Source organism: Duganella sp. 1224, from assembly GCF_013408245.1.
GTDB lineage: Bacteria > Pseudomonadota > Gammaproteobacteria > Burkholderiales > Burkholderiaceae_D > Rugamonas.
In genome coordinates this window covers 394,707-418,187 of record NZ_JACBYS010000003.1, presented here as the reverse complement: position 1 = coordinate 418,187, position 23,481 = coordinate 394,707, and the positions used below count along the sequence as shown (strand labels likewise).

Here is a 23,481-nt window from a genome sequence, read left to right as displayed (position 1 = left end):
TATAAGGTTATAATATCTAGCCTAGTAGAAGTTCAGGAATGCACAAACGGCGCTGAACTCTTCATCTGGCTAGGTGTTTCAAGAAGATGGGCAGATGCCCATTTTTTTTTTGTTGAACCGTTTTAAACGGCTTGTTGTGTACCCACATTAACAAGCCTTGAACTGGAGAATTTTCTTGCAGCTGCCGGAATTAATTGAAAAGACCGTCACCGGTCTGGGCTATGAGCTGGTTGATGTCGAACGGGCCGAGCGCGGACTGCTGCGCGTGTTTATCGATTTCAGCGCGGAAGATGCCGAAGAAAAAGGTCCGATCACCGTCGAGGATTGCGCCACGGTCAGCCATCAGCTGTCGCACGTGCTGACGGTCGAGAACGTTCCGTACGAACGGCTCGAAATCTCGTCGCCGGGGCTGGACCGTCCGCTGCGCAAGCTGTCGGATTATGCACGGTTTGCCGGCTGCGAGGCAGTGATCAAGCTGCGCGCGGCCATGCCGGGTACGAACAACCGGAAATCGTTCACGGGCGTCCTGCTGGAGCCCGAGGGCGAGAATTTGTCGTTGGAATTTGAAAGCAATGAAGGTCCGGCGCAGTTGGATTTTACGCTCGCCGATGTGGATAAGGCACGCTTGGTGCCGCAGGTGGATTTTAAGGGACGCAAAGCATGAGTCGCGAAGTTTTGTTATTGGTAGACGCGCTGGCGCGTGAAAAGAACGTCGATAAGGATGTGGTTTTCGGCGCACTGGAATTCGCGTTGGCGCAGGCCACGAAGAAACGCTATGAGGGTGAAGTCGACATCCGCGTTTCGATCGACCGCGAGTCGGGTGAGTTCGAATCCTTCCGTCGCTGGCACGTGGTGCCTGACGAAGCCGGCCTGCAGCTGCCAGACCAGGAAATCCTGCACTTCGAGGCGAAGGAACAGATCGCCGACATCGAAGTGGACGACTACATCGAAGAGCCGATTGAATCGGTGGAATTCGGCCGCCGCTTCGCCCAGGACACCAAGCAAGTGGTGCTGCAGCGCGTGCGCGACGCCGAGCGTGAACAGATCCTGGCCGACTTCCTGGAACGCGGCGACTCGCTGGTCACCGGCACCATCAAGCGCATGGAGCGCGGCGACGCCATCGTCGAATCCGGCAAGATCGAGGCGCGCCTGCCGCGCGACCAGATGATCCCGAAGGAAAACCTGCGTATCGGCGACCGCGTGCGCGCCTACATCCTGCGCGTCGACCGCAATATGCGCGGCCCGCAGGTGATCCTGTCGCGCACCGCGCCGGAATTCATCATGAAGCTGTTCGAACTGGAAGTGCCGGAAATCGAGCAGGGCATGCTGGAAATTAAATCGGCCGCGCGCGACGCTGGCGTGCGCGCCAAGATCGCCGTCTACACCGCCGACAAGCGCATCGACCCGATCGGCACCTGCGTCGGCATGCGCGGTTCGCGCGTGCAAGCCGTTACCGGCGAGCTGGGCGGCGAGCGCGTGGACATCGTGCTGTGGTCCGAGGACCCGGCCCAATTCGTCATCGGCGCGCTGGCGCCGGCCAATGTGTCCTCGATCGTCGTCGACGAAGAGAAGCACGCCATGGATGTGGTGGTGGACGAAGAAAACCTGGCGATCGCGATCGGCCGTTCCGGCCAGAACGTGCGCCTGGCTTCCGACCTGACCGGCTGGAAGATCAACATCATGACGGCCGAGGAATCGGCCGACAAGGCAGCCCAGGAAACCGCCGCGATCCGCGCGCTGTTCATGGAAAAACTGGACGTCGACCAGGAAGTGGCCGACATCCTGGTGGAAGAAGGCTTTGCCAGCCTGGAAGAAATCGCATACGTGCCAATCTCGGAAATGCTGGAGATTGAATCGTTTGACGAAGATACCGTCAACGAACTGCGCACCCGCGCCCGTGACGCCCTGGTCACCGAAGCCATCGCTTCGGAAGAAGGCCTGGAAGGCATGGACGAGGCGCTGGTCGGTCTGGAAGGCATGGACCGCATCACCGCCGGCAAGCTGGGCCTGGCTGGTATCAAAACGGTAGAAGCGTTTGCCGGCCTGGCTTACGACGAATTCGGCGCCATCCTGGCGTTGTCGTCGGACCGCGCACGCGCACTGATTACGAGTGAATTTGAAGATGTGACCGACGATGAGATGAAGTTGGTTGACGCGAAGTACGACGACCGTGCCAAGGCGCTGCAAGCCAAGGCCTGGAGTCTGACTGAATCCGCAAAGGCTTAATTTGAGTATCTTTATCATCTCCGCGACACATAGAAAAGAGGACTGAATGGCGAGTAACAACGTAGCCCAATTTGCCACCGAACTGAAGATGCCTGCAGACTTGCTGCTGACGCAGCTGCGTTCTGCCGGCGTCGAGAAAAGTTCGGCGTCAGATCCATTGTCGAAAGAGGATAAGGATAAGCTGCTCGATCACCTGCGCCGTACCCACGGCGCCGGCGCTGAAGAGAAGAAGAAAATTACGCTGACGCGCAAGGAAACCACCGAGATCAAGCAGGCCGACGCCAACGGCAAGGCCCGCACGATCCAGGTCGCCGTCAAGAAGACGCGTACCTTCGTGCAGCGCGACGAACCGCTGACCACCACGCCCGCGCCCGCGCCGGCGCCGGTGATCGACGCGGCGGAAGTCGCGCGCCGCGAGGAAGAGGCCAAGAAGCAGGCCGAGCTGATCGCGCGCCAGGAAGCCGAGCTGCGCGAGAAGCAGGAGCGCCTGGCCAAGCTGGAGGCCGACAAGGCCGCCCAGGCCAAGGCCACCGCCGAAGCCGAGGCCGCCGCCAAGCGCGAGGCCGAGGAAGAGGCGAAGAAGGCTGCCGCCGAGAAGGCTGCTGCCGCCGCCGCGCCAGCGGCCGCCCCGGCGGTCGACAACGCCGCCGAGGAAGCCAAGAAGAAAGCTGCCGCCGAGGAAGCCAAGAAGAAGGCTGCGGCCGCCGCCAAGGAGGCCGCCGAACAAGCTGCCGCCACCGAGCGCGCGCGCCAGGCCGTGGCGGACGAAGTGGCCCAGATCAAGGCCATGATGAACGCGCCGCGGCGCGCCATCAAGGCGCCGGAGCCGGCACCGGCCCCGGCCAAGCCGAAGGTTGCCGAGGGCACGCTGCACAAGCCGGCCACCGCCGCCAACGCGGCCAAGCCGGGCGACAAGAAGGACGACAAGAAGCCGGTCGCCGGCAACGACAAGAAGTCGATCAAGTCGGCCAATGTGTCGTCGACCTGGCAGGATGACGCCAAGAAGCGCGGCGGTCCGGGCGGCTCCAAGGGCCGTGGCGGCAACGCCGGCAACACCGCCTCCACCGGCCGCGACAGCTGGCGCGGCGGCAAGGGCGGCGGCCGTCGCCACCACCAGTCGGACGAGCGCGAAAGCAACTTCCAGGCGCCAACCGAGGCCATCGTCAAGGACGTGTATGTACCGGAAACCATCACCGTGGCCGAGCTGGCGCACAAGATGTCGGTCAAGGCGTCCGAGGTCATCAAGCAGCTGATGAAGCTGGGCCAGATGTGCACCATCAACCAGGTGCTGGACCAGGAAACCGCGATGATCGTGGTCGAGGAAATGGGCCACAAGGCGCATGCCGCCGAGGTCGACGATCCGGAAGCGATCCTGGCCGACCAGGGCGAACACGCGCACTTCGAAGCGGTGCCGCGCGCGCCGGTGGTCACCGTCATGGGTCACGTCGACCACGGCAAGACCTCGCTGCTGGACTACATCCGCCGCGCCAAGGTGGCGTCGGGCGAAGCCGGCGGCATTACCCAGCACATCGGTGCCTACCACGTGGACACGCCACGCGGCATGATCACCTTCCTGGACACGCCGGGCCACGAAGCCTTTACGGCCATGCGTGCCCGCGGCGCGAAAGCGACCGACATCGTGATCCTGGTGGTGGCAGCCGATGACGGCGTGATGCCGCAGACCAAGGAGGCGATCTCGCACGCCAAGGCGGCCGGCGTGCCGCTGGTGGTGGCGATCAACAAGATCGACAAACCGGGCGGCAACGTCGACCGCGTGACGCAGGAACTGGTGGCCGAAGGCGTGGTGCCGGAAGAATACGGTGGCGATTCGCCATTCGTGCCGGTGTCGGCCAAGACCGGCCAGGGCATCGATGGTCTGCTGGAGCAGGTGCTGCTGCAGGCCGAGGTGCTGGAACTGAAGGCGCCGGTGGATGCGCCGGCGCGCGGCCTGGTGGTCGAGGGCCGCCTGGACAAGGGCAAGGGCCCGGTGGCCACCGTGCTGGTGCAGTCGGGTACGCTGAAGCGCGGCGACGTGGTGCTGGCGGGGTCGTCCTTCGGCCGCGTGCGCGCCATGCTGGACGAGAACGGCAAGCCGATCGCCGAAGCCGGTCCGTCGATTCCGGTCGAAATCCAGGGCCTGACCGAGGTGCCGCAAGCCGGCGAGGAAGTCATGGTCATGGCCGACGAGCGCAAGGCGCGTGAAATTGGTCTGTTCCGTCAAGGCAAGTTCCGCGACGTCAAGCTGGCCAAGCAGCAGGCTGCGAAGCTGGAAAACATGTTCGACCAGATGGCCGAGGGCGAGGTGAAGAACCTGCCGCTGATCATCAAGACCGACGTGCAAGGTTCGCAGGAAGCGCTGGTGGGCTCGCTGCAGAAGCTGTCGACCTCGGAAGTGCGGGTGCAGATCGTCCACGCGGCGGTCGGCGGCATCACCGAGTCGGACGTCAACCTGGCGGTCGCGTCGAAGGCGGTCATCATCGGCTTCAATGCCCGTGCCGACGCCCAGGCGCGCAAGCTGGCCGAATCGAACGGCGTGGATATTCGTTACTACAACATCATCTACGACGCCATCGAAGAGGTGAAGGCGGCAATGTCGGGCATGCTGGCGCCGGAGAAGCGGGAAACCGTCACCGGCCAGGTCGAGGTGCGCCAGGTCATCATGGTGTCCAAGGTTGGCGCGATCGCCGGCTGCCTGGTCACCGATGGCGTGGTCAAGCGTTCGTCGTCGGTCCGTCTGCTGCGCAACAACATCGTGGTGTGGACCGGCGAGATCGACTCGCTCAAACGCTTCAAGGACGACGCCAAGGAAGTGCGCGCCGGCCTGGAGTGCGGCCTGTCGCTGAAGAACTACAACGACATCCAGGTGGGCGACTCCCTGGAAGTGTTCGAAGTGCAGGAAATCGCCCGTACCCTGTAATTTCAGGGCGACAGCGCGGTATCTGGTAAAGTGGACGGGACTTCCCGTCCACTTGCCGTTTATGGAATCATCATGGCAAAACATAGCAAAAACATCCCACAGCGCGGCTTGCGCGTGGCCGATCAGATCCAGAAGGACCTGTCCGAACTGATCGCCTTTGAACTGAAAGACCCGCGCGTTGGCATGATCACGCTGGCCGAGGTGCAGGTGACCCCGGACTACGCCCACGCCAAGATTTACTTCACCATGCTGAAGGACGATGCGGAGTCGGTGAAGAACACGCTGGCCGGCCTGCAGGCCGCGTCCGGCTACCTGCGCAACCAGCTGGGCAAGCGTCTGCACATCCACACGCTGCCGCAGCTGCACTTCGTGCACGACACCTCGGCCGCGCGCGGCATGGCGATGTCGGCGCTGATCGACCAGGCCAACAGCACCCGCTCGCTGGACGACGGCGACGAGTAATCAGGTGTTCTATAGATTCCGGCGTGCGCCGGAATGACGGGCATCCCGCGCCGTCGTTCCGGCGCACGCCGGAACCCATGCTGAAGTGACTATGAAGCAAACTCATCCTAAAAAAGTCCGCGACCTGGTGGACGGCGTGCTGCTGCTCGACAAGCCGGTCGGCTTTTCCAGCAACGACGCGCTGATCAAGGCCAAGCGCGTGCTCAACGCCAAGAAGGCCGGCCATACCGGCACCCTCGACCCGTTCGCCACCGGCCTGCTGCCGCTGTGCTTTGGTGAGGCCACCAAGTTCTCGCAGGACTTGCTGGAGGCCGACAAGGCCTACGACACCATCGTCCACCTGGGCCAGACCACCGACACCGGCGACACCGAGGGCGCAGTCATCGAGACGCGCGACGTCAACGTCACGCTGGCGCAGATCGACGCCGTGCTGGCGCGCTTCCGCGGCCCGATCAAGCAGGTGCCGCCGATGTACTCGGCGCTCAAGCGCGACGGCAAGCCGCTGTACGAGTACGCGCGCGAAGGCATCACGCTGGAGCGCGAGGCGCGCGACGTCGTCATTCACAAGCTGGAACTGGTCGCCTACGAGGCGCCGTTCCTCACGCTGTCGGTCACCTGCAGCAAGGGCACGTACATCCGCGTGCTGGGCCAGGACATCGGCGCGGCGCTCGGCTGCGGCGCCCACCTCAACGCGCTGCGCCGCACGCAGGTGGGCGCGCTGACCGCCGCGCACATGATCACGCTGGACGAATTGGTGGCGCACAGCGCGCCGCTGACGCTGCTGTCGCCGGTCGACGCGCTGCTGTCCAGCTTCCCGCGCGTGGACCTGACCGCCGCGCTGGCCAAGCGCTTCCTGCAAGGCCAGCGCCTGCCGCTGGGCAAGGAGCCGGCCGTGGCCGTGCCGCCCGGCCACAGCGGGCGGGTGCGCGTCTACGATGGCGACCGCCTGCTCGGCACCGGGCTGCTGCAGGAATACGCCATCCTCGCGCCGGAACGCCTGATTGCCGCGTCCCACAGCTAAACCACCGCGGCGATGCGATATTTACGATAAGTTGCATCGCAACATGCTATACTAGAGGGCTTAGCGTACGTCCTGTGCGCAGCCCGCAGTTTTTCCCCCAAGATAACGACCATGTCTACTACTAAACGCGCAATTCGCAACATTGCAATCATCGCCCACGTTGACCACGGCAAAACCACGCTGGTTGACCAACTGCTGCGCCAGTCGGGTACTTTCCGTGAAAACCAGGCGGTCGATACCCGCGTGATGGACTCGAACGACCTCGAAAAAGAGCGCGGCATCACGATTCTGTCGAAGAACTGCGCGGTCGAGTACGAAGGCACCCACATCAACATCGTCGACACCCCGGGCCACGCCGACTTCGGCGGCGAAGTGGAGCGCGTGCTGTCGATGGTGGACTCGGTGCTGCTGCTGGTCGACGCCCAGGAAGGCCCGATGCCACAGACCCGTTTCGTCACCCGCAAGGCGCTGGCCCTGGGCCTGAAGCCGATCGTGGTGGTCAACAAGATCGACCGTCCGGGCGCGCGCGCCGACTGGGCGATCAACCAGACCTTCGAACTGTTCGATAAGCTGGGCGCCACCGACGAGCAGCTGGACTTCCCGATCGTCTACGCCTCGGGCCTGAACGGCTACGCCGGCATGGACGAAAGCGTGCGCGGCGGCGACATGAAGCCGCTGTTCGACGCCATCCTGAAATACGTGCCAGTGCGTGACGACAACCCGGACGGCCCGCTGCAGATGCAGATCACCTCGCTGGACTACTCGTCGTATGTCGGCAAGATCGGTATTGGCCGCGTCAACCGTGGCCGCGTCAAGCCAGGCATGGAAGTGGTGTTCCTGAACGGTCCGGACGACACCCCGACCAAGGGCCGCATCAACCAGGTGCTGAACTTCAAGGGCCTGGAGCGCGTGCTGGTGGACGAAGCCGTCGCCGGCGACATCATCCTGATCAACGGTATCGAAGACATCGGCATCGGCTCGACCGTGTGCGCGCCGGACACCCCGGAAGCGCTGCCGATGCTGACCGTGGACGAACCCACCCTGACCATGAACTTCATGGTCAACACCTCGCCGCTGGCCGGCCGCGAAGGCAAGTTCGTGACCTCGCGCCAGCTGCGCGACCGCCTGGAAAAAGAACTGAAATCCAACGTGGCGCTGCGCGTGCTGCCAACCGACGACGACACCGTGTTCGAAGTCTCGGGCCGCGGCGAGCTGCACCTGACCATTCTGCTGGAAAACATGCGCCGTGAAGGCTTTGAGCTGGCCGTGTCGCGTCCGCGCGTGGTGTTCAAGATGGTGGACGGCGTGCGCGAAGAGCCGTACGAAATGCTGTCGGTGGACGTGGAAGAAGCCAACCAGGGCGGCGTCATGGAAGAACTGGGCCGCCGCCGTGGCGACCTGCAGAACATGGAATCGGACGGCAAGGGCCGCGTGCGTTTGGAATACCGCATCCCGGCGCGTGGCCTGATCGGCTTCCAGGGCGAATTCATGACGCTGACCCGCGGCACCGGCCTGATGTCGCACGTGTTTGATGCCTACGCACCAGTGGACACCTCGAAAGGCGAACTGGCCGGCCGTCGCAACGGCGTGCTGATCTCGCAGGACGACGGCGCCGCCGTGGCTTACGCGCTGTGGAAGCTGCAGGATCGCGGCCGCATGTTCGTCGAGCACAACACCCCGGTGTACGAAGGCATGATCATCGGCATCCACTCGCGCGACAACGACCTGGTCGTCAACCCGATCAAGGGCAAGCAGCTGACCAACGTGCGCGCCTCGGGCACCGACGAAGCGGTGCGCCTGGTGCCGCCGATTCAGATGTCGCTGGAATACGCGGTCGAGTTCATCGAGGACGACGAACTGGTGGAAATCACCCCGAAATCGATCCGTCTGCGCAAGCGCTACCTGAAAGAGCACGAGCGCAAGAAAGCCTCCCGCGAAGGCGCATAAGTCTGCGACAGTCCCTCGACAAACCGCCCGGTGCAAACCGGGCGGTTTTTTTTTGCGGTTTCGCAGCGATGCTTCCTGCTACAACGTGATACCGCCAGTTACAATGCGTTACGTTCATGTGGCGTTATGTATTCCTATGTATCAGTGGTAAAAAGACACGCAATTTGCGTTACATTTTAGTGCCTCCAGCCGTGCGCGCTCGCACGGGCATCCTGTCGTTTTTATGAATTAAATTTCACAAAAAATGAAAAATAAAAAATTAAATATCGTATTAACCTAGGTTAAGTAAGATTTTTCACTAAAAAAGCTGGTGCGCGGCCGCTCCGGATTGGTGATTTTTCGCACCATAAATGTGCATTTTCAGCCTAATCGATCCAACAATGTTGTTTTATTGATGAAACTATTTCTCGGCAATTGACATCACTTTTGGCAACATGGTTTTATCACTCCCATGAGCTTGCGCTCTAAAAGTTAGTAGAAAAAGCGACTATTGGTTACAAACGGTCGCATCACTAAAAAACAGCCGAACGGTGGAAACACACCCATACCCCCGCCGCCGGCCTACTGATCGGGAATTGAAACTATGCTGAGAAAAACTGTGATCGCGCGCGCCCTCACCATCGCGTTTGGTAGCGCCATCGTTGCCGCGGGTGTCGTTCAGCCTGTCATGGCGCAGTCCAACGCCAGTGGCAACATTTACGGCACCATCGATGCGCCGGCCGGCGCCTCGGTGGCGCTGACCAACACCGAAACTGGCCTGAAGCGTACGGTCAATGTCGATGCATCGGGACGCTACCAGGTGACGGCGCTGCCGGCCGGCCACTACCGCGTCGACCTGGTGCGCAACGGCGCTGTCGCCCAGACCGCTGAAGTGGATGTGTTTGCCGGGCAGGGCGCCAACGCGTCGTTCGCCGCTTCCGTCCAGGCGGTGCAGGTGACCGGTCGCCGCAACCGCATCGATGTGTCGAACACCAACAACGGCGCCGTGTTTACCGCCAAGGAACTGGAAAAACTGCCAGTCGCGCAAAACCTGAACGCGATCGTACTGCTGGCGCCGAACACCACCAAGGGTGATTCCGCGTATGGCAACACCGCGTCGTTCGGCGGTTCGGGCGTGTCGGAAAACGCGTTCTACCTGAACGGCTTCCCGATCACCAACCCGCTGAGCCAGCTGGGTTCGATGGAACTGCCGTTCGGCGCCATCCAGCAGGCGTCGGTGATGACCGGCGGCTTCGGCGCCGAGTACGGCCGTTCGATCGGCGGCGTGCTGAGCGTGACCTCGAAGAGCGGCACCAACACCTGGGAAGGCGGCGCGATGTACAGCATCGAGCCATCCAGCCTGCGCGCCTCGTATCACAACTTCAACTACGCCAACACCGGCGATCCGAACAACACCGGCACCGATGGCAAGCTCGACGTTCGCCGCGACAACCGCTCGGTCAGCAGCAGCCAGTATGGCGCCTACCTGGGCGGCCCGATCATCCAGGACAAGCTGTTCATGTTCATCGCGGGCGACCAGACCATCACCAAGGATTCGTATGTGAATTCGACCTCGGTGACCAACCCGGCCACCATCAACCAGAGCGGCTGGAGCAAGAACCGCCAGCAGGAAAATCGCTGGTTGGGCAAGCTGGACTGGAACATCACCGACGATCACCGCCTGGAGTTCACCACGGCCGGCGACAGCAGCCAGACCCGCTACCAGAAATACGGCTACGCGCTCAACCCCAACAATCCTAACGCCGCCGCGCAACTGGACGGCGTGCCGACCGGCCAGCTGTACTCCTCGGCGGTGGGCAAAAACCTGGGCCCGACCGATCCGGAATTCCCAGGCACGCCAGGCGCCACCGTCAACATGCTGAAATACACCGGCAACCTGACCGACAACCTGGTCATCACCGGTCTGTACGGCGTACTGAAGAGCAAGCACGGCGTCAGTTACGAGGCGCTGGGCGCCAACGCCGGCACCGGCGGCGTACCACCAACCATCACCTACGGCACCACCGCCAAGTGGGGCGCGATTGATCCGGCGCTGTACCGCAACTACAACATCTTCCCAGGCTACATCAGCACTCCGGGCGAAGATGAAACCAAGGCGGCCCGCTTCGACCTGGAATACAAGCTGGACAACCACACCCTGCGCGCCGGTATCGATTCGGCCCGCCTGACCACCTCGGCCGCCGGCCAGATCCGCAGCGGCGGCTCGTCGTGGGCGTATAAATACGTCGGCGCCGCCAACGTTGGCCAGACCATCAATCTGTCCGGCGCGCGGCCAGGCAACGTCGCCGATTTCGGCGGCTCCGGCACCGCTGGTTATTACGTGTCGCAATCGATCTTCAACTCGCTGACCTCGGCCGCCGCCAAGCAATCGGCACAGTACATCGAAGACCGCTGGCAGGTGCGCAAGGACCTGCTGCTGACGCTGGGCCTGCGTAACGACAGCTATAGCAACTCGACCGGCGACGGCGCCAAGTTCGTCGACATGAAGCACGAAGTGGCGCCACGCTTCTCGGCGTCGTGGGACGCCAATGGCGACAGCTCGCTGAAGATCTACGGTAGCGCCGGCCGCTACTACCTGCAGCTGCCGACCCAGGTGGCCGCGCGCGCCGCCAGCCGCTCGACCTTCACCACCCAGGACTTCACCTACACCGGCATCGATCCGACCACCGGCGTGCCGCTGGGCCTGAAGGCGGTGAACACGCCGGTGTCCTCGGATGGCGAGTATGGCCAGGCGAAGAACGTCCAGTCGGTGGTGGCGGCGGACCTCAAGCCCAACTACCAGGACGAGATCACGCTGGGCTTCGAAAAGGCCTACAGCCCTGATCTGAACTTCGGCATCAAGGGCACCTACCGCAAGTTGGGCGCCGGTATCGACGACAGCTGCGACACCCGGCCGATCCTGAAGTTTGCGAGCGAACACGGCATTGACATCCAGAACCCTGGCGCCGTCAACTGCTACATCTACAACCCGGGTCGCGACGTCACCCTGTGGGTCGACGGCAACGACGCCGCCGGCAACCCGGTAGTGACCGGCAAAGGCCAGATGGCGCACTTCAGCGCTGCGGAAATCGGCGAGCCGAAAGCCGAGCGCACCTACGCCGCGCTGGACTTCTTCGCCGAGCACCCGATGCGCCACGGCTGGTATGGCCGCGTGAACTACACGCTGTCGCGCAGCCGCGGCAATATGGAAGGCCAGACCCGTTCGGACACCGGCCAGACCGACGTCGGCACTTCGGCGGCCTGGGACTTCCCGGAATTCGCGCCGGGTTCGAACGGCCTGCTGCCGAACGACCGCAAGCACCAGCTGAAGGCATACGGCTTCTACCAGCTCACGCCTGAGTGGACCGTGGGCGCGTTCGCGCTGCTGCAATCCGGCCGTCCGAAGCTGTGCCTGGGCACCAACGACGCCTCCGACAACGGCAGCAATCCAGCCTATCCGCTGGGGCAGGAATACGGTGGTCCGGGCTATGGCGCCGAGTACTACTACTGCGGCGACAAGCCGACCCCGCGCGGCAGCCTGGGCCGCATGCCGTGGGAGAAGCGCCTGGATCTGAACCTGGCGTACTCGCCACAACTGATCAAGGGTCTGACGGTAAAAGTGGACGTGTTTAACGTCTTCAACAACCAGTCGCCAATCAGCACCAACCCAACCTACGATGACGGCGACAGCAGCGTGATCACGGCAAAATACAACGAGGTGATGAGCTATCAATCGCCGCGTTATGCCAAGTTCACCGTGGAATACAACCACAAGTTCTGACGCTGATCTGATGGCGCCGGCAACATGCGCCATCTTCATGAAACCGCGGCTTCGGCCGCGGTTTTTTTTCGTTTGCGTTTTCTTTTGCACTGGGGTACTTTGTGCGTGGCAGCAAAAACGCATGGAGGCTTACCTTGAGTGACGACAAGAGCTTTTCCTGGCTGAACTGGCCCGGCAATCCCTTCAATCTTGCCCAACAGGCAAGCGACTACTGGATCGACGCCGCCCAGCGCTCGGTCCTGTTCATGGACGTGCTGCGCCAGCGCGGCGATGAACGCAACCACCGTGCCGAACAGACCGCGCCGCACGTGCTGACCTTCGCCTTTGACGTGGTGATGGACGGCCGCCACCTGGAGCGCCCGGTCAATTACGGCCTGCTGCGCATCCTGCAGCCGGACGGCATCGAGCCCGATCCCACCAAGCGTCCCTTCATCGTGTTCGACCCGCGCGCCGGCCACGGGCCCGGCATCGGCGGCATGAAGCATGACAGCGAGATCGGCGTGGTGCTGAAGGCCGGCCATCCTTGCTATTTCGTCGGCTTTACGCCGCACCCGGTGCCGGGGCAGACCATCGAGGACGTGTGCCGCGCCGAGGCGCAGTTCATCGCCAGGGTGGCCGAACTGCATCCCCATGCCGACGGCAAGCCGGCGCTGATCGGCAACTGCCAGGCCGGCTGGCAGATCATGATGACCAGCGCGCTCAACCCCGACCTGGTCGGGCCGCTGGTGCTGGCTGGCGCGCCGCTGTCGTACTGGGCCGGCGTGCGCGGCAAGAATCCGCTGCGCTATCTTGGCGGCATCCTCGGCGGCACCTGGATGACGGCGCTGGCGGGCGATCTGGGCAACGGCATCTTCGACGGCGCGCAACTGGTCGCCAACTTCGAGAAGATGAATCCGTCCAACACCTTCTGGAGCAAGAACTACAACGTGTATTCGAAGATCGATACCGAGGCGCAGCGCTTCCTCGACTTTGAAAAATGGTGGGGCAACCCGGTACTGCTGAACGCCGGCGAGATGCAGTACATCGCCGACTCGCTGTTCGTCGGCAACCGCCTGAGCGACGCCGCACTGCTGGACAGCGCCGGCCATCGCATCGACCTGCGCAACGTCAAGTCGCCGATCGTGGTGTTCTGCTCGTGGGGCGACGACATCACGCCGCCGCAGCAGGCGCTGGGCTGGGTGCTGGACCTGTACGAGGACGACGCGGCGCTGGTGGCCGGCGGCCAGACCATCATCTATTCGATGCACCAGAGCATAGGCCACCTCGGCATCTTCGTCTCGGCCTCGGTGGCCAACAAGGAGCACGAGGAATTCACCGCCGCCATGGACATGATCGACATCATGCCGCCCGGCCTGTACGAGGCGGTGTTCCTCGACAAGGACGAGGAAATGCTGCAGGCGGAAATCGCCGCCGGCGACCTGGCGGCCGGCGATTACGTGATGCGCTTCGAGCGCCGCAACCTGGACGCGCTGCGCGCGCTGGGCGGCAACGACGTGGCCGACGAGCGGCGCTTCGCCACCGTCGCCCGGGTGTCGGAGATCAACAAGGGCTTGTACCAGACCTTCGCCGCCCCGCTCGTGAAAAGCCTGGTGACCGAAACCAGCGCCGAGCACCTGCGCGAGGCGCATCCGCTGCGCATGCGCTACACGGCGTTCTCCAGCAAGAATCCGCTGCTCAACAACATTCCGGCGCTGGCCGAGAAGGTGCGCGCGGCGCGCCGGCCGGTGGCCAAGGACAATGTGTTCCTGCAGTTGCAGGAGGCCTGGTCGAAGCAGATCGTCGACGCGCTGGACCGCTACAAGGAGGTGCGCGACCAGGCCACCGAGAATATCTTCCTGGGCATTTATGGTTCGCCGGTGCTGCAGGCGCTGGTGGGGCTGAGCACGGACGGTGGCAGGCCGCGCCGCATCGGCCGCGACATCGCGCGCGAGGCGACCATCAACGCCAACCGCGCGGCAGCGGCGCTGAGGACCAAGGAAGGCGGCGTGACCGAGGCCATCATCCGCGCCTTGCTGTACATCTTCCGCAGTCCGGAGATGAGCGCGGCCGACGAGCGCGCCTTCGCGGCGATGCGCCAGCTGCGGCTGCGCACGTCGGATGATCAGGAAATGAGCGTGACGATGCTGAAGAAAATCCTGCGCGAGCAGTACCTGATGCTGCAGGTCGATGAGGCGGCCGCGGTTGCCGACCTGCCGCTGCTGCTGCCGGACGAGCCGGAAGCGCGCGCGGCGGCGCTGGGCATCGTGCGCCAGGTGGCCGGCGCCACCGGCACGCTGACCGGCGAGGCGGCCGCACGGCTGGAGCGCATCGCGGAGATGTTCGGTCCGGCCGCGCCCAAGCTGGCAGTGGTGCGCGGCAAGAAGAAGGGCGCCTGAGCTGTCGTTCCGGCGCAGGCCGGAACCCATAGAACGTTCGCAATGAGACGACGCATGCGTTGTATGGATTCCGGCCTGCGCCGGAATCACGAATCACACGGTGGCTGAACGGTGGTAACGCCTGCGCTAGCGCAGCGGCTTGCGCATGAAGACGCTGAGCGGATCGTCGCGGTACTCGCCATACGGGCCACAACGCGCAAAGCCATGGCGCTCGTACAGGGCGATGGCCTCCGGCTGCGACGGCCCGGTTTCCAGCACCATCAGCGGGCAGCCGGCGTCGCGGGCAGCCTGTTCCAGCAGATGCATCAGCTGGCGCGCCATGCCCCGGCCGCGCATGCGCGGCTGCACGTACATGCGCTTGATCTCGCCATACTCGGCCGACAGCACCAGCGCGCCGCAGCCGGCGATGACGCCGTCCGCATCGCGCGCTACGGCAAACTTCACCTCCGGCCGCATCAACGCATTCAGGTCGAGCGCGTAGACGGACTCCGGCGGATACAAGGTCAGCTGGTAGGCATCGAGATCGGCGATCAGCGCGATGACCTCCGGCTGGTTGGGGGATTCGAAAGTGATCTGCATGCGCGCCAGTATAGCGGACTACTCGCGCGAAGCCGGCGTGATGGTTTTGCTGACCTTGCCGTTTTCGTCCAGCATCTGGATCTGCGGGGCGCCGTCTGCGCTGACCAGCAACAGCATGCGCACTCGGCCGCGCGCGTCCTTCAGCTGCAGCGCCGCGCCCTTGTCGCGCGTGTTGCCCAGCCAGATGCGGTTGACGCTCAGCCGTTCCTGGTCGGCCAGCGTTTGCCAGTAGGCGTCGCGCTGCTCGGCCGGCAGGGCGCGCGCCTCGTCGCCGAAGCGGCGCACGTCGGCCAGCGAGGTGGTCTGGAAGTAGGGTACGTCGTTGACGCGCAGCCCGGTCTGTTGGTGCGTGGCGCTGTCGTTGTTGAGCAACTGCAGCGCCTGGTCCTGGCGGAAGCGGTCAAAGGTCAGCGACAGGCCGGACGACACCTTGCCGTCGTCGCCGATGCTGCCTTTCTGGATCAGGCCGCCGTTTTCCGTGCCCTCGTCGTTGATGAACAGCATGCCGGCGAAGGTGCGCCGGTCTGGCCGCGCGCCTTCCTTGCCTTGCATGAAGTCGCCGGGGAACCGGGCGCGGTTGGAGATCACCAGCCGCTTGGTGCCGTCGGGCTCGACGATGTTGATGCGGCCGACCGTGATCTCGTCAAACTCGGGGTGGCGGTCGGCGCGGGCGCCGGTCAGCAGCGCCACGGCGGCCACCGCGCCGGCCATGCTGGCGGCGCCAGCCAGGAAGGTGCTAAGCCGCGACATGGGCACCTCCGCCGGCTTTGCGCATGCGCCATTCAACCACCAGCAACAGCACCCCGCCGAACAGCAGCAGCGCGCCGGCGTATTGCATCACCTGGTTTTGCGGCGCGCGGACGTAGGTCACGTCGACCAGCTCGAACTTGCGCTGGCCGTTGGCGGCCGGCACAAAGAAGACGCCGCCGCGATTGCCCCAGTGCTCGATGGTCTGGATCTTGACGCGGTTGGCCTCGAACTCAGCCTGGGCTTTCAGCGCCACCTCGGGCGTGATGGTGTGCGCCTGCATGAGGAGATTCTGGATTTTGGCGTACTGCTCGAAGATCTGGTCCGACTCGCCCGGCAGGATCACGCCCAGCGACCGGTACTTGTACAGATTGTTGGCGAAGAAGATACCGTCATTGGCAGCCAGCATGAGCGCGAAGCCAAGCAGGCAGGCGGCTGCCGCGCTCCAGATGTATTTGCGGGCGTCGTGCACGCGGCGCCGCACCTCGCCGTTGAGAAACTGGCTGACTTCCGGAATGTGGCGCAGCGAAGTCTGCAGGACCTTGCGGTCGATGCCGGCCAGCAGCTCCGCCGGCGTCAGTTGCAGCGCCTTGACGATGCCGCTGAACATGTCGGCCGATGGCTGCGACTTGTCGTTCTCCAGCTTGGACAGGTAGGACTGCTCGATGCCGATGGCCTCGGCAAACTGCGGTTGCGTCAGATTCTTCTCGGTGCGGATTTGCTTCAATTTTTCGCCAAAATGCATACGCTCGACCTTTCTGAGGGGGGACTTGAGGCGTATTCTTGGGTATTCATGCAAGAATGAAAAGATGAATATGGCGGAATATGCAAGAATTTCGCACCGCCCGGCCGGGCGGCGCGACCGGCTGTCAGGCCTGGAAGGTGTGGCTGCAGCGGTTGCAGACGAAGCTGCGGTCCCATTGCGCATACAGTTGCGGCCATACCTCGCTGTTGTGTTTGCGCGCCGCGATGATGTAAGCAATCGACGCGCCCAGCCAGACCAACGACACCACCGGGCCCAGCACCGGACCTGTCAGGAACAAGCCGGCCACCACCATTGCCAGGAAAATGTACAGCAAGGGTTTCAGATAAGGCTTCTTCGCCGGCGGCGCGGCTTTCTGGGACGCTACCGTCTGCGAGGTGCCCTGGGTTTTGGTCTTGCCGCCGCCGACGGCCAGACCGCCGCGTCCAATGCCGACGCCGACGGAGCGCGAGGTGGTGTTGACATCGGACATGCCGTTTTCAAAAACCAGAGACAACTTTTGTGTGGCGTCGCTTTGGCAGGCTGGGCAGGACAGATCGGCAGGCATTATTTTCCTATCAATAAATAATTGTTGATCAAAGGTAAAACTTTTGCCGCATTATAGTTGCCAATTAGCATCACTATTCTCACCAATTCTCACCGGCGGCCCGACTGGCTAGCGCGGCGGCGGGCGAAAGTGCGGTATAATGCCGACCCCTTCCGCGATTCCCTTAGCGTAGCCGCCATGACCATCCTCAACCTGCCGACCGCCGACCACGCGCCCGTAGTGCCGAGCCGCCGCCTGTCCGTCGCGCCGATGATGGACTGGACCGATCGCCATTGCCGCGTGTTCCACCGCCACATCAGCAAGCACACCTGGCTGTACACGGAAATGGTGACCACCGGCGCGCTGGTGTATGGGGACGTCGAGCGCCACCTGCGCTTCAACGAGGAAGAGCATCCGGTGGCATTGCAGCTGGGCGGCAGCGACCCGGCCGACCTGGCCACCAGCGCCCGGCTGGGCGAGCAGTGGGGCTATGACGAGATCAACCTCAACTGCGGTTGCCCGTCCGAGCGCGTGCAGAAAGGCGCGTTCGGCGCCTGCCTGATGGCCGAGCCGCAACTGGTGGCCGACTGCGTCAAGGCGATGCGCGACGCGGTGTCGATCGACGTCACCGTCAAGCACCGCATCGGCATCGATGACGTGCAAAGTTACGACTTCGTCCGCGATTTCGTCGGTAAAGTGGCGGAAGCCGGCTGCACCACCTTCATCGTCCACGCCCGCAACGCCATCCTGAAAGGCCTGTCGCCGAAGGAAAACCGCGAAATCCCGCCGCTCAAGTATGACTATGCCTACCAGCTGAAGCGCGATTTTCCTGACTTCGAAATCATCATCAACGGCGGCATCAAGACCGAGGCCGAAATCGACGAGCATCTGCAGCATCTGGACGGCGTGATGCTGGGCCGCGAGGCCTACCACAACCCGTTCCTGATGGCCACGTTCGACCAGCGCTACTACGGCGACAGCCGCGCGCCGACAACCCGCGAACAGGTGCTGGAGGCCATGGTGCCGTACATCCAGGCCCAGCTCGCCCAGTACGGCCCGCTCGGTCTCAAGCTCAACTCCATCACCCGCCACATGCTGGGCATCATGACCGGCCTGCCCGGCGCCCGCGCCTTCCGTCAGACCTTGTCCGACTCCAAAAAGCTCGCCCTCGGCGACGCCCACTTACTGCTCGAAGCCGCAGCCCGCCTGCGTTTTGCTGCCTGAAACCAGCGCTAACGACAAACTTTTCTCGGCTGTGGCGGCATTTCCACACAGAAAGTTCGTTTGCGTATTTTCCGGGCAGTAATTGCTTGCTTTGAGGCAAAATTTGCATCTATAATTCCTGAATATACACACATATCCACCGACTTTCGTGTCGTATAGCGGTTCCAAAAAACTACATGCAGGCTGCCGGTGGAGCTGCAATTTTTTGCATTCGCAGTCATTGTTTGCTACTGTTAAAGCCTATTACTTAGCAGCAAGGGTTTTGTTGGGATGGGGCGCCACAAGCGGGGCCTGTCCGAGGCAACTTCTATCAACAGTGTCACTTAAGAAGAAGACGAAATGAATTTAGCAAAAATGAAAGTCGGTACCCGCCTGGGCCTCGGATTCGCCCTGGTGCTGGTGTTCCTGGTGGCCGTTACCGCCGTCGGCATCCTGCGCATGGCGCAGATCCAGAACCGTCTGGACCACGTGATCAGCGTCAACAACGTGGTGTCGCGCCTGGTGGTGGACATGCGTAACAACGTTGCCGAACGCATCAATTCGCTGCGCGTGCTGACCATGATCGCCGATCCGGCCGACATGGAAGCCGACATGAACCGTATCAAGGAACTGGCCGGCAAGTACGCCGAGTACCAGAACAAGCTGGGCGCGCAATTCGCGCTGGAATCGGTGCCGGAAGAGAAGGCGCTGCTGGCCACCGTCAAGGAAGCCGAAGCCGTCGCCATGCCGGCCATCGCCAAGGCACAGGACCTGTGGCTGGCGGGCAAGCCTGAAGAGGCGACCCGCGTGCTGGTCAAAGAAATCCGTCCGGCCCAGAAAAAATGGATGACCGCGCTGGAACAGCTGGGCACGCTGGAAGACAAGATGAACGCGCAGATGCAGGTGGACGCCGCCAACGGCTTCTCCAGCGCCCGTACCTTCATGATCATCATGGGCCTGCTGGCCGTGGCGATCTCGGTGGCGGCCGCGCTGGTGATCACCCGTGGCCTGCTGAAGCAGCTGGGCGGCGAGCCGGACTACACCGCCTCGATCGCCGGCGCCATCGCCGACGGCGACCTGTCGATCTCGATCAACACCACCGGCGCCGACAAGAACAGCCTGGTGTTCGAAATGCGTGAAATGCGCAACAGCCTGCGCGACATCGTCAGCCAGGTGCGCACCGGCACCGAGACCATCGGCACCGCCTCGCGTGAAATCGCCGCCGGCAACGTCGACCTGTCGTCGCGTACCGAAATGCAGGCGTCGTCGCTGGAAAAAACCGCGTCGGCCATGGATCAGCTGACCTCGACCGTGAAGCAGAACGCCGACAACGCCCGTGAAGCCAACCAGCTGGCCTCGGCCGCGTCGGATGTGGCGGTCAAGGGCGGCCAGGTGGTGTCGGAAGTGGTTGACACCATGAGCTCGATCGATGCCTCGGCCAAGAAGATTGTCGACATCATCGGCGTGATCGATGGCATCGCCTTCCAGACCAACATCCTGGCGCTGAACGCGGCGGTGGAAGCCGCCCGTGCCGGCGAGCAGGGCCGCGGCTTCGCCGTGGTGGCGTCGGAAGTGCGCAACCTGGCCCAGCGCAGCGCCGCGGCCGCCAAGGAAATCAAGGCCCTGATCGATGATTCGGTCGAGAAGGTCGGCGCCGGCACCAAGCTGGTGGGCCAGGCCGGCGTGACGATGGACGAGGTGGTGTCCTCGGTGCGCCGCGTTACCGACATCATGAGCGAAATCGCCAACGCCAGCCAGGAACAGAGCGCTGGTATTGCCCAGGTCAACCAGTCGATCATCGAGATGGACAGCATGACCCAACAGAATGCCGCGCTGGTGGAAGAAGCCGCCGCCGCAGCACAAAGCTTGCAAGATCAGGCCGGCGAGCTCGCTCGCGTGGTCAGCATCTTCAAGCTGGTGGAAGGTGAAGAGCGCGCGGCGGTGATCGCCCCGGCGCTGGCGCCGGCCGCCAAGGCCGCCGTGGTCAAACCGATCGCCGCAGCCCGCGCTCCCGTGAAGAAACTGGCGACCAAAGCGGCGCCAGCGCCGGCACCGGCAGCCAAACCGAAAAAAGTCGCCGCGGCAGCCAGCACCGCCGGTAGCGATGAGTGGGAAGAGTTCTAAGCCGTTCTAAAAATTTTGCCGCAGTCTGCCGTCCGCTCTTGTGGACAGATGGCCCGCTGTGGAGTTCGTTTAACCAGTCATTAATAACAAATTGTTGGGAAATCGTATTATGAACAAGTCTGTATTCGCCGCCATCATCCTGTCCGTCGCCACCTCGGCTGTTTTCGCCGCTGAAGTGCCAGCCTCGCTGGCCGACAAAAACTGCAAGGCGGAATATCCAAAAGCGTCGCTGCTGAACGAAGAGCAGGGCGACGTCACCATGGCTTTCCTGGTCGGCACCGACGGTAACGTGGTCGATTCCAAAGTCGAGAAATCGAGCGGCTTCAAGGGCCTGGACAAGGCCGCGCTGAAAGCACTGAGCGCCTGCAAATTCAAGCCGGGCACCAAGGATGGCGCTGTAGCCCAGACCTGGACCAAGGTCGACTACAGCTGGAAGCTGTAAATCGTCTCAAACAGGCCATGCATGGGCATGGCCTGCACGCCGGATTCTTACACTTGGGGAAATCAGATGTTGACTAATAAGCGTTGGTTGAGTGTGATCGCAGCAGTGCTGGTATCGGGCACCGCTTTTGCCGCCGAAGTTCCCGCATCGTTCGATGCCAAGAACTGCAAGGCCGAATATCCCAAAGCGTCGTTGATGAACGAAGAGCAGGGCACGGTATCGATGTCGTTCCTGGTCAAGCCGGACGGCAGCGTGGCCGACTCCAAGGTCGACAAGAGCAGCGGTTTCAAGAATCTGGACAAGGCCGCCATCAAGGCGCTGAGCGCCTGCAAGTTCAAGCCGGGCACCAAGGACGGGGCCCCCGCCGAAACCTGGACCAAGGTCGATTACGCCTGGAAGCTGGACTAAGCTGCAAGCGGCGTGCCGGGAAAAAAGGGACCGTTCGCGGTCCTTTTTTTCGTCTGTGCTGAGGGTTGTAATAAACTGTAATGCCACAGGAACGGCGCCGGACTTCCTTATATAGTAGGATCTGGATTGAGGAGAAAACCGCCATGAAAACCATTGTGATCGCTGTTGCCGCGCTGGCGGCGCTAACCGGCTGCGCCACGCAGCGTCCAGCCTACTACACCACTGCCACCGTGCAGGACCCATATCAGTGGCACACCGTGTCGGTGTTGCCTGCCGGCACGCCGGCGCAATCGGGCACGTGGACCGAGGAACTGCCGGCCCAGCCGCAATCGCGCGTGGTCTACACCACCGAGCCGGCCTACAGCACCACCACCACCTATGTGACCCAGCCGGCGCCGGTCTATTACGCGCCCGCGCCGGTGTACTATGCGCCGGCGCCGTCGTATTACTACCCGCCGGTGTCGCTCGGCCTGAACTTCTCGTGGAGCCGCTGGAGCCGTGGCGGCTGGGGCGGCCGTGGCTGGGGTGGCTACCACCACCGCTGAGCAGCGGCTTGGCCAATAAAAATCCCGCTGGCGCCTGGCGCGCGCAGCGGGATTTTTTTTTTGACCTGGTGGAACGGTGATGCTTAGCGCAACACGTAGATCGAAGCCTGGCTCAGCACGTTTTCCGAGCACAGTTCGTACGCCGACGCGCCAGCCACCGTAATCAGCAAGGCACCGAAGGCGATGTGTAGATAGCGTACCATGGCGGGCTCCTGGACAAAGAGGGATCTGGAATGACTCCAGAATAGTCCACGGCCCGCGCCTGCGACATCAGCCGAATGTCCGACAAAATGTAGGACAAAAGCTCGTCTCTATCTTCTAGTCAACTTTTATTTGGTTTTCCACAGCGTCACCGGTCCGGCCGGGGCGGTGTCCAGCGCGTTGGCTTGCGCCAGCCATTGTTCCAGGCGTTCCGGCTGCTTCAGGTGGATGCCCATGCCGTCGATGATGCCGATCTGCTCCAGCATGTTGGCGTTCAGCTTGGCTTTGGAGACGGTGGGGGCGCTCATGACCATGCGGTCGTAGGCTTTGCGCGCCTTGTTTTCCCACTTGTGCAGGCTGCTCTCGTCGAAGCGGTTGCCTTCGAAATACACGGTCAGCGTGCCGTCCGGATTGCCGAAGCCGACGATGCCCGCGCCGAGGCGGATGCCGGCGTTGTTGCCGGCGTCAAACGACGCCGAAGGAACGAAGACGGCGGCGCGGCCATCGGTATCGGGGCGGCCCACTGGCGTGTCTTTGCTATAGGTACTGACTTCAGAGATGGATTTTTCTTGGGACATACACTTACACGTTTTCAGGGGATAAGTAGCGGTGTTGCGCGGCTTTGCATGGGGATGCAAACGATGTCATATTGTAGCGTTAATCTAGTTCCGGCGGGCAATGGCCGTGGTCAAAATGTTGTAACCTTACGCATTGGTAAAGGTCATTCGGTTATAGTTGGCAACATGATAGCGACGGGAGGCCGGCATGCCACAGCACCAGGGACTGAGCGTGTTCATCATCGACGACAACGAAATGACGCGCAGTTTGCTGCGCGCGATTATCCAGGGCGACAAGTACGAGGTGGTGGGCGATGCCGGCACGGCGGAAGCGGCGCGTCTGCGGCTGCGTTCGCAGCACGCCGACATCATCTGTCTGGACGTGGTGATGCCGGACGGCGACGGCCTGCAGTTGCTGAACTGGATCGCCGAGCGGCAGCCGAAGGCGGCGGTGCTGATGGTCACCGCCAGCACCGACCGTGGCACGGTGGAGCAGGCGCTGCGCAACGGCGCCAAGGGCTACATCGTCAAGCCCTTCAATCCTGGCACCGTGATGGACATGCTGGACAAGATCGCCGCCCAATTACGCGCCCAGCGCGCCGCCAAGGCCTAAAGATAACGTATCGCCGCCACCACGACGCCAATGATCCCCACGGCGCCACCGGCCATGCGCCAGGT

19 protein-coding genes are annotated in these 23,481 nt (G+C 62.8%); 14 read left to right on the top strand and 5 right to left on the bottom strand.

From position 1 onward, the window contains the following. Positions 1 to 175: 175 nt before the first annotated feature. The 8 genes from rimP to FHW58_RS18400 all read left to right on the top strand — a co-directional run bounded on the left by rimP (position 176) and on the right by FHW58_RS18400 (position 14,708). The gene (gene rimP, locus FHW58_RS18435; RefSeq protein WP_179674603.1) at positions 176 to 664 is read left to right on the top strand and encodes a ribosome maturation factor RimP; all 489 of its coding nucleotides are present in this window, start codon (positions 176 to 178) and stop codon (positions 662 to 664) included. Next, positions 661 to 2,226: a transcription termination factor NusA gene (gene nusA, locus FHW58_RS18430; RefSeq protein ID WP_179674602.1), complete on the top strand. Its 1,566-nt coding sequence runs from the start codon at positions 661 to 663 to the stop codon at positions 2,224 to 2,226. Before rimP ends, nusA begins: the two co-directional genes overlap by 4 nt. A 46-nt stretch (positions 2,227 to 2,272) precedes the next feature. Beyond that, positions 2,273 to 5,143, top strand: coding sequence for a translation initiation factor IF-2 (gene infB / locus FHW58_RS18425; protein WP_179674601.1), 2,871 nt, complete (start codon positions 2,273 to 2,275; stop codon positions 5,141 to 5,143). 72 nt (positions 5,144 to 5,215) lie between these two features. Beyond that, entirely contained in the window at positions 5,216 to 5,605 is a 390-nt protein-coding gene (gene rbfA / locus FHW58_RS18420; protein WP_179674600.1) for a 30S ribosome-binding factor RbfA, read from the top strand. A gap of 91 nt (positions 5,606 to 5,696) precedes the next feature. Then, positions 5,697 to 6,626, top strand: coding sequence for a tRNA pseudouridine(55) synthase TruB (truB, locus tag FHW58_RS18415; protein ID WP_179674599.1), 930 nt, complete (start codon positions 5,697 to 5,699; stop codon positions 6,624 to 6,626). A gap of 111 nt (positions 6,627 to 6,737) precedes the next feature. After that, complete coding sequence (gene typA / locus FHW58_RS18410) at positions 6,738 to 8,573, top strand: translational GTPase TypA (RefSeq protein ID WP_179674598.1); 1,836 nt, start codon at positions 6,738 to 6,740, stop codon at positions 8,571 to 8,573. Between the two features lie 583 nt (positions 8,574 to 9,156). Continuing rightward, positions 9,157 to 12,333 carry a TonB-dependent receptor gene (locus tag FHW58_RS18405; protein ID WP_179674597.1) on the top strand — a complete coding sequence of 1,059 codons (3,177 nt, stop codon included), beginning with the start codon at positions 9,157 to 9,159 and terminating at the stop codon, positions 12,331 to 12,333. A gap of 134 nt (positions 12,334 to 12,467) precedes the next feature. Further along, positions 12,468 to 14,708 carry a DUF3141 domain-containing protein gene (locus FHW58_RS18400; RefSeq protein WP_179674596.1) on the top strand — a complete coding sequence of 747 codons (2,241 nt, stop codon included), beginning with the start codon at positions 12,468 to 12,470 and terminating at the stop codon, positions 14,706 to 14,708. A gap of 126 nt (positions 14,709 to 14,834) precedes the next feature. Here FHW58_RS18400 and FHW58_RS18395 read toward each other — a convergent pair whose 3' ends face one another. The 4 genes from FHW58_RS18395 to FHW58_RS18380 form a co-directional block, all read right to left on the bottom strand. Further along, entirely contained in the window at positions 14,835 to 15,287 is a 453-nt protein-coding gene (locus FHW58_RS18395) for a GNAT family N-acetyltransferase (protein WP_179674595.1), read from the bottom strand. Positions 15,288 to 15,305: 18 nt separating this feature from the next. Further along, on the bottom strand, positions 15,306 to 16,037 hold the full coding sequence (locus FHW58_RS18390) for a hypothetical protein (protein ID WP_179674594.1): 732 nt from the start codon (positions 16,035 to 16,037) through the stop codon (positions 15,306 to 15,308). Next, on the bottom strand, positions 16,024 to 16,779 hold the full coding sequence (locus FHW58_RS18385) for a helix-turn-helix domain-containing protein (RefSeq protein ID WP_179674593.1): 756 nt from the start codon (positions 16,777 to 16,779) through the stop codon (positions 16,024 to 16,026). Before FHW58_RS18385 ends, FHW58_RS18390 begins: the two co-directional genes overlap by 14 nt. A 124-nt stretch (positions 16,780 to 16,903) precedes the next feature. Next, positions 16,904 to 17,269 carry a hypothetical protein gene (locus FHW58_RS18380; protein ID WP_179674592.1) on the bottom strand — a complete coding sequence of 122 codons (366 nt, stop codon included), beginning with the start codon at positions 17,267 to 17,269 and terminating at the stop codon, positions 16,904 to 16,906. Between the two features lie 252 nt (positions 17,270 to 17,521). Here FHW58_RS18380 and dusA point away from each other — a divergent pair, with 252 nt between their 5' ends. The 5 genes from dusA to FHW58_RS18355 all read left to right on the top strand — a co-directional run bounded on the left by dusA (position 17,522) and on the right by FHW58_RS18355 (position 22,045). Next, positions 17,522 to 18,547 carry a tRNA dihydrouridine(20/20a) synthase DusA gene (gene dusA, locus FHW58_RS18375; RefSeq protein ID WP_179674591.1) on the top strand — a complete coding sequence of 342 codons (1,026 nt, stop codon included), beginning with the start codon at positions 17,522 to 17,524 and terminating at the stop codon, positions 18,545 to 18,547. Positions 18,548 to 18,886: 339 nt separating this feature from the next. Further along, entirely contained in the window at positions 18,887 to 20,650 is a 1,764-nt protein-coding gene (locus tag FHW58_RS18370) for a methyl-accepting chemotaxis protein (RefSeq protein WP_229265394.1), read from the top strand. Between the two features lie 109 nt (positions 20,651 to 20,759). Continuing rightward, positions 20,760 to 21,092 (top strand): energy transducer TonB, encoded by a 333-nt coding sequence (locus FHW58_RS18365; protein WP_179674590.1) that lies wholly within the window; start codon positions 20,760 to 20,762, stop codon positions 21,090 to 21,092. A 66-nt stretch (positions 21,093 to 21,158) separates the two neighbouring features. Continuing rightward, on the top strand, positions 21,159 to 21,500 hold the full coding sequence (locus FHW58_RS18360; protein ID WP_179674589.1) for an energy transducer TonB: 342 nt from the start codon (positions 21,159 to 21,161) through the stop codon (positions 21,498 to 21,500). 143 nt (positions 21,501 to 21,643) lie between these two features. Next, entirely contained in the window at positions 21,644 to 22,045 is a 402-nt protein-coding gene (locus FHW58_RS18355; RefSeq protein WP_179674588.1) for a hypothetical protein, read from the top strand. Positions 22,046 to 22,374: 329 nt separating this feature from the next. Here FHW58_RS18355 and FHW58_RS18350 read toward each other — a convergent pair whose 3' ends face one another. Continuing rightward, positions 22,375 to 22,824 (bottom strand): hypothetical protein, encoded by a 450-nt coding sequence (locus FHW58_RS18350; protein ID WP_179674587.1) that lies wholly within the window; start codon positions 22,822 to 22,824, stop codon positions 22,375 to 22,377. Between the two features lie 187 nt (positions 22,825 to 23,011). Here FHW58_RS18350 and FHW58_RS18345 point away from each other — a divergent pair, with 187 nt between their 5' ends. Further along, complete coding sequence (locus tag FHW58_RS18345; RefSeq protein WP_179674586.1) at positions 23,012 to 23,416, top strand: response regulator; 405 nt, start codon at positions 23,012 to 23,014, stop codon at positions 23,414 to 23,416. Positions 23,417 to 23,481 lie beyond the last annotated feature (65 nt).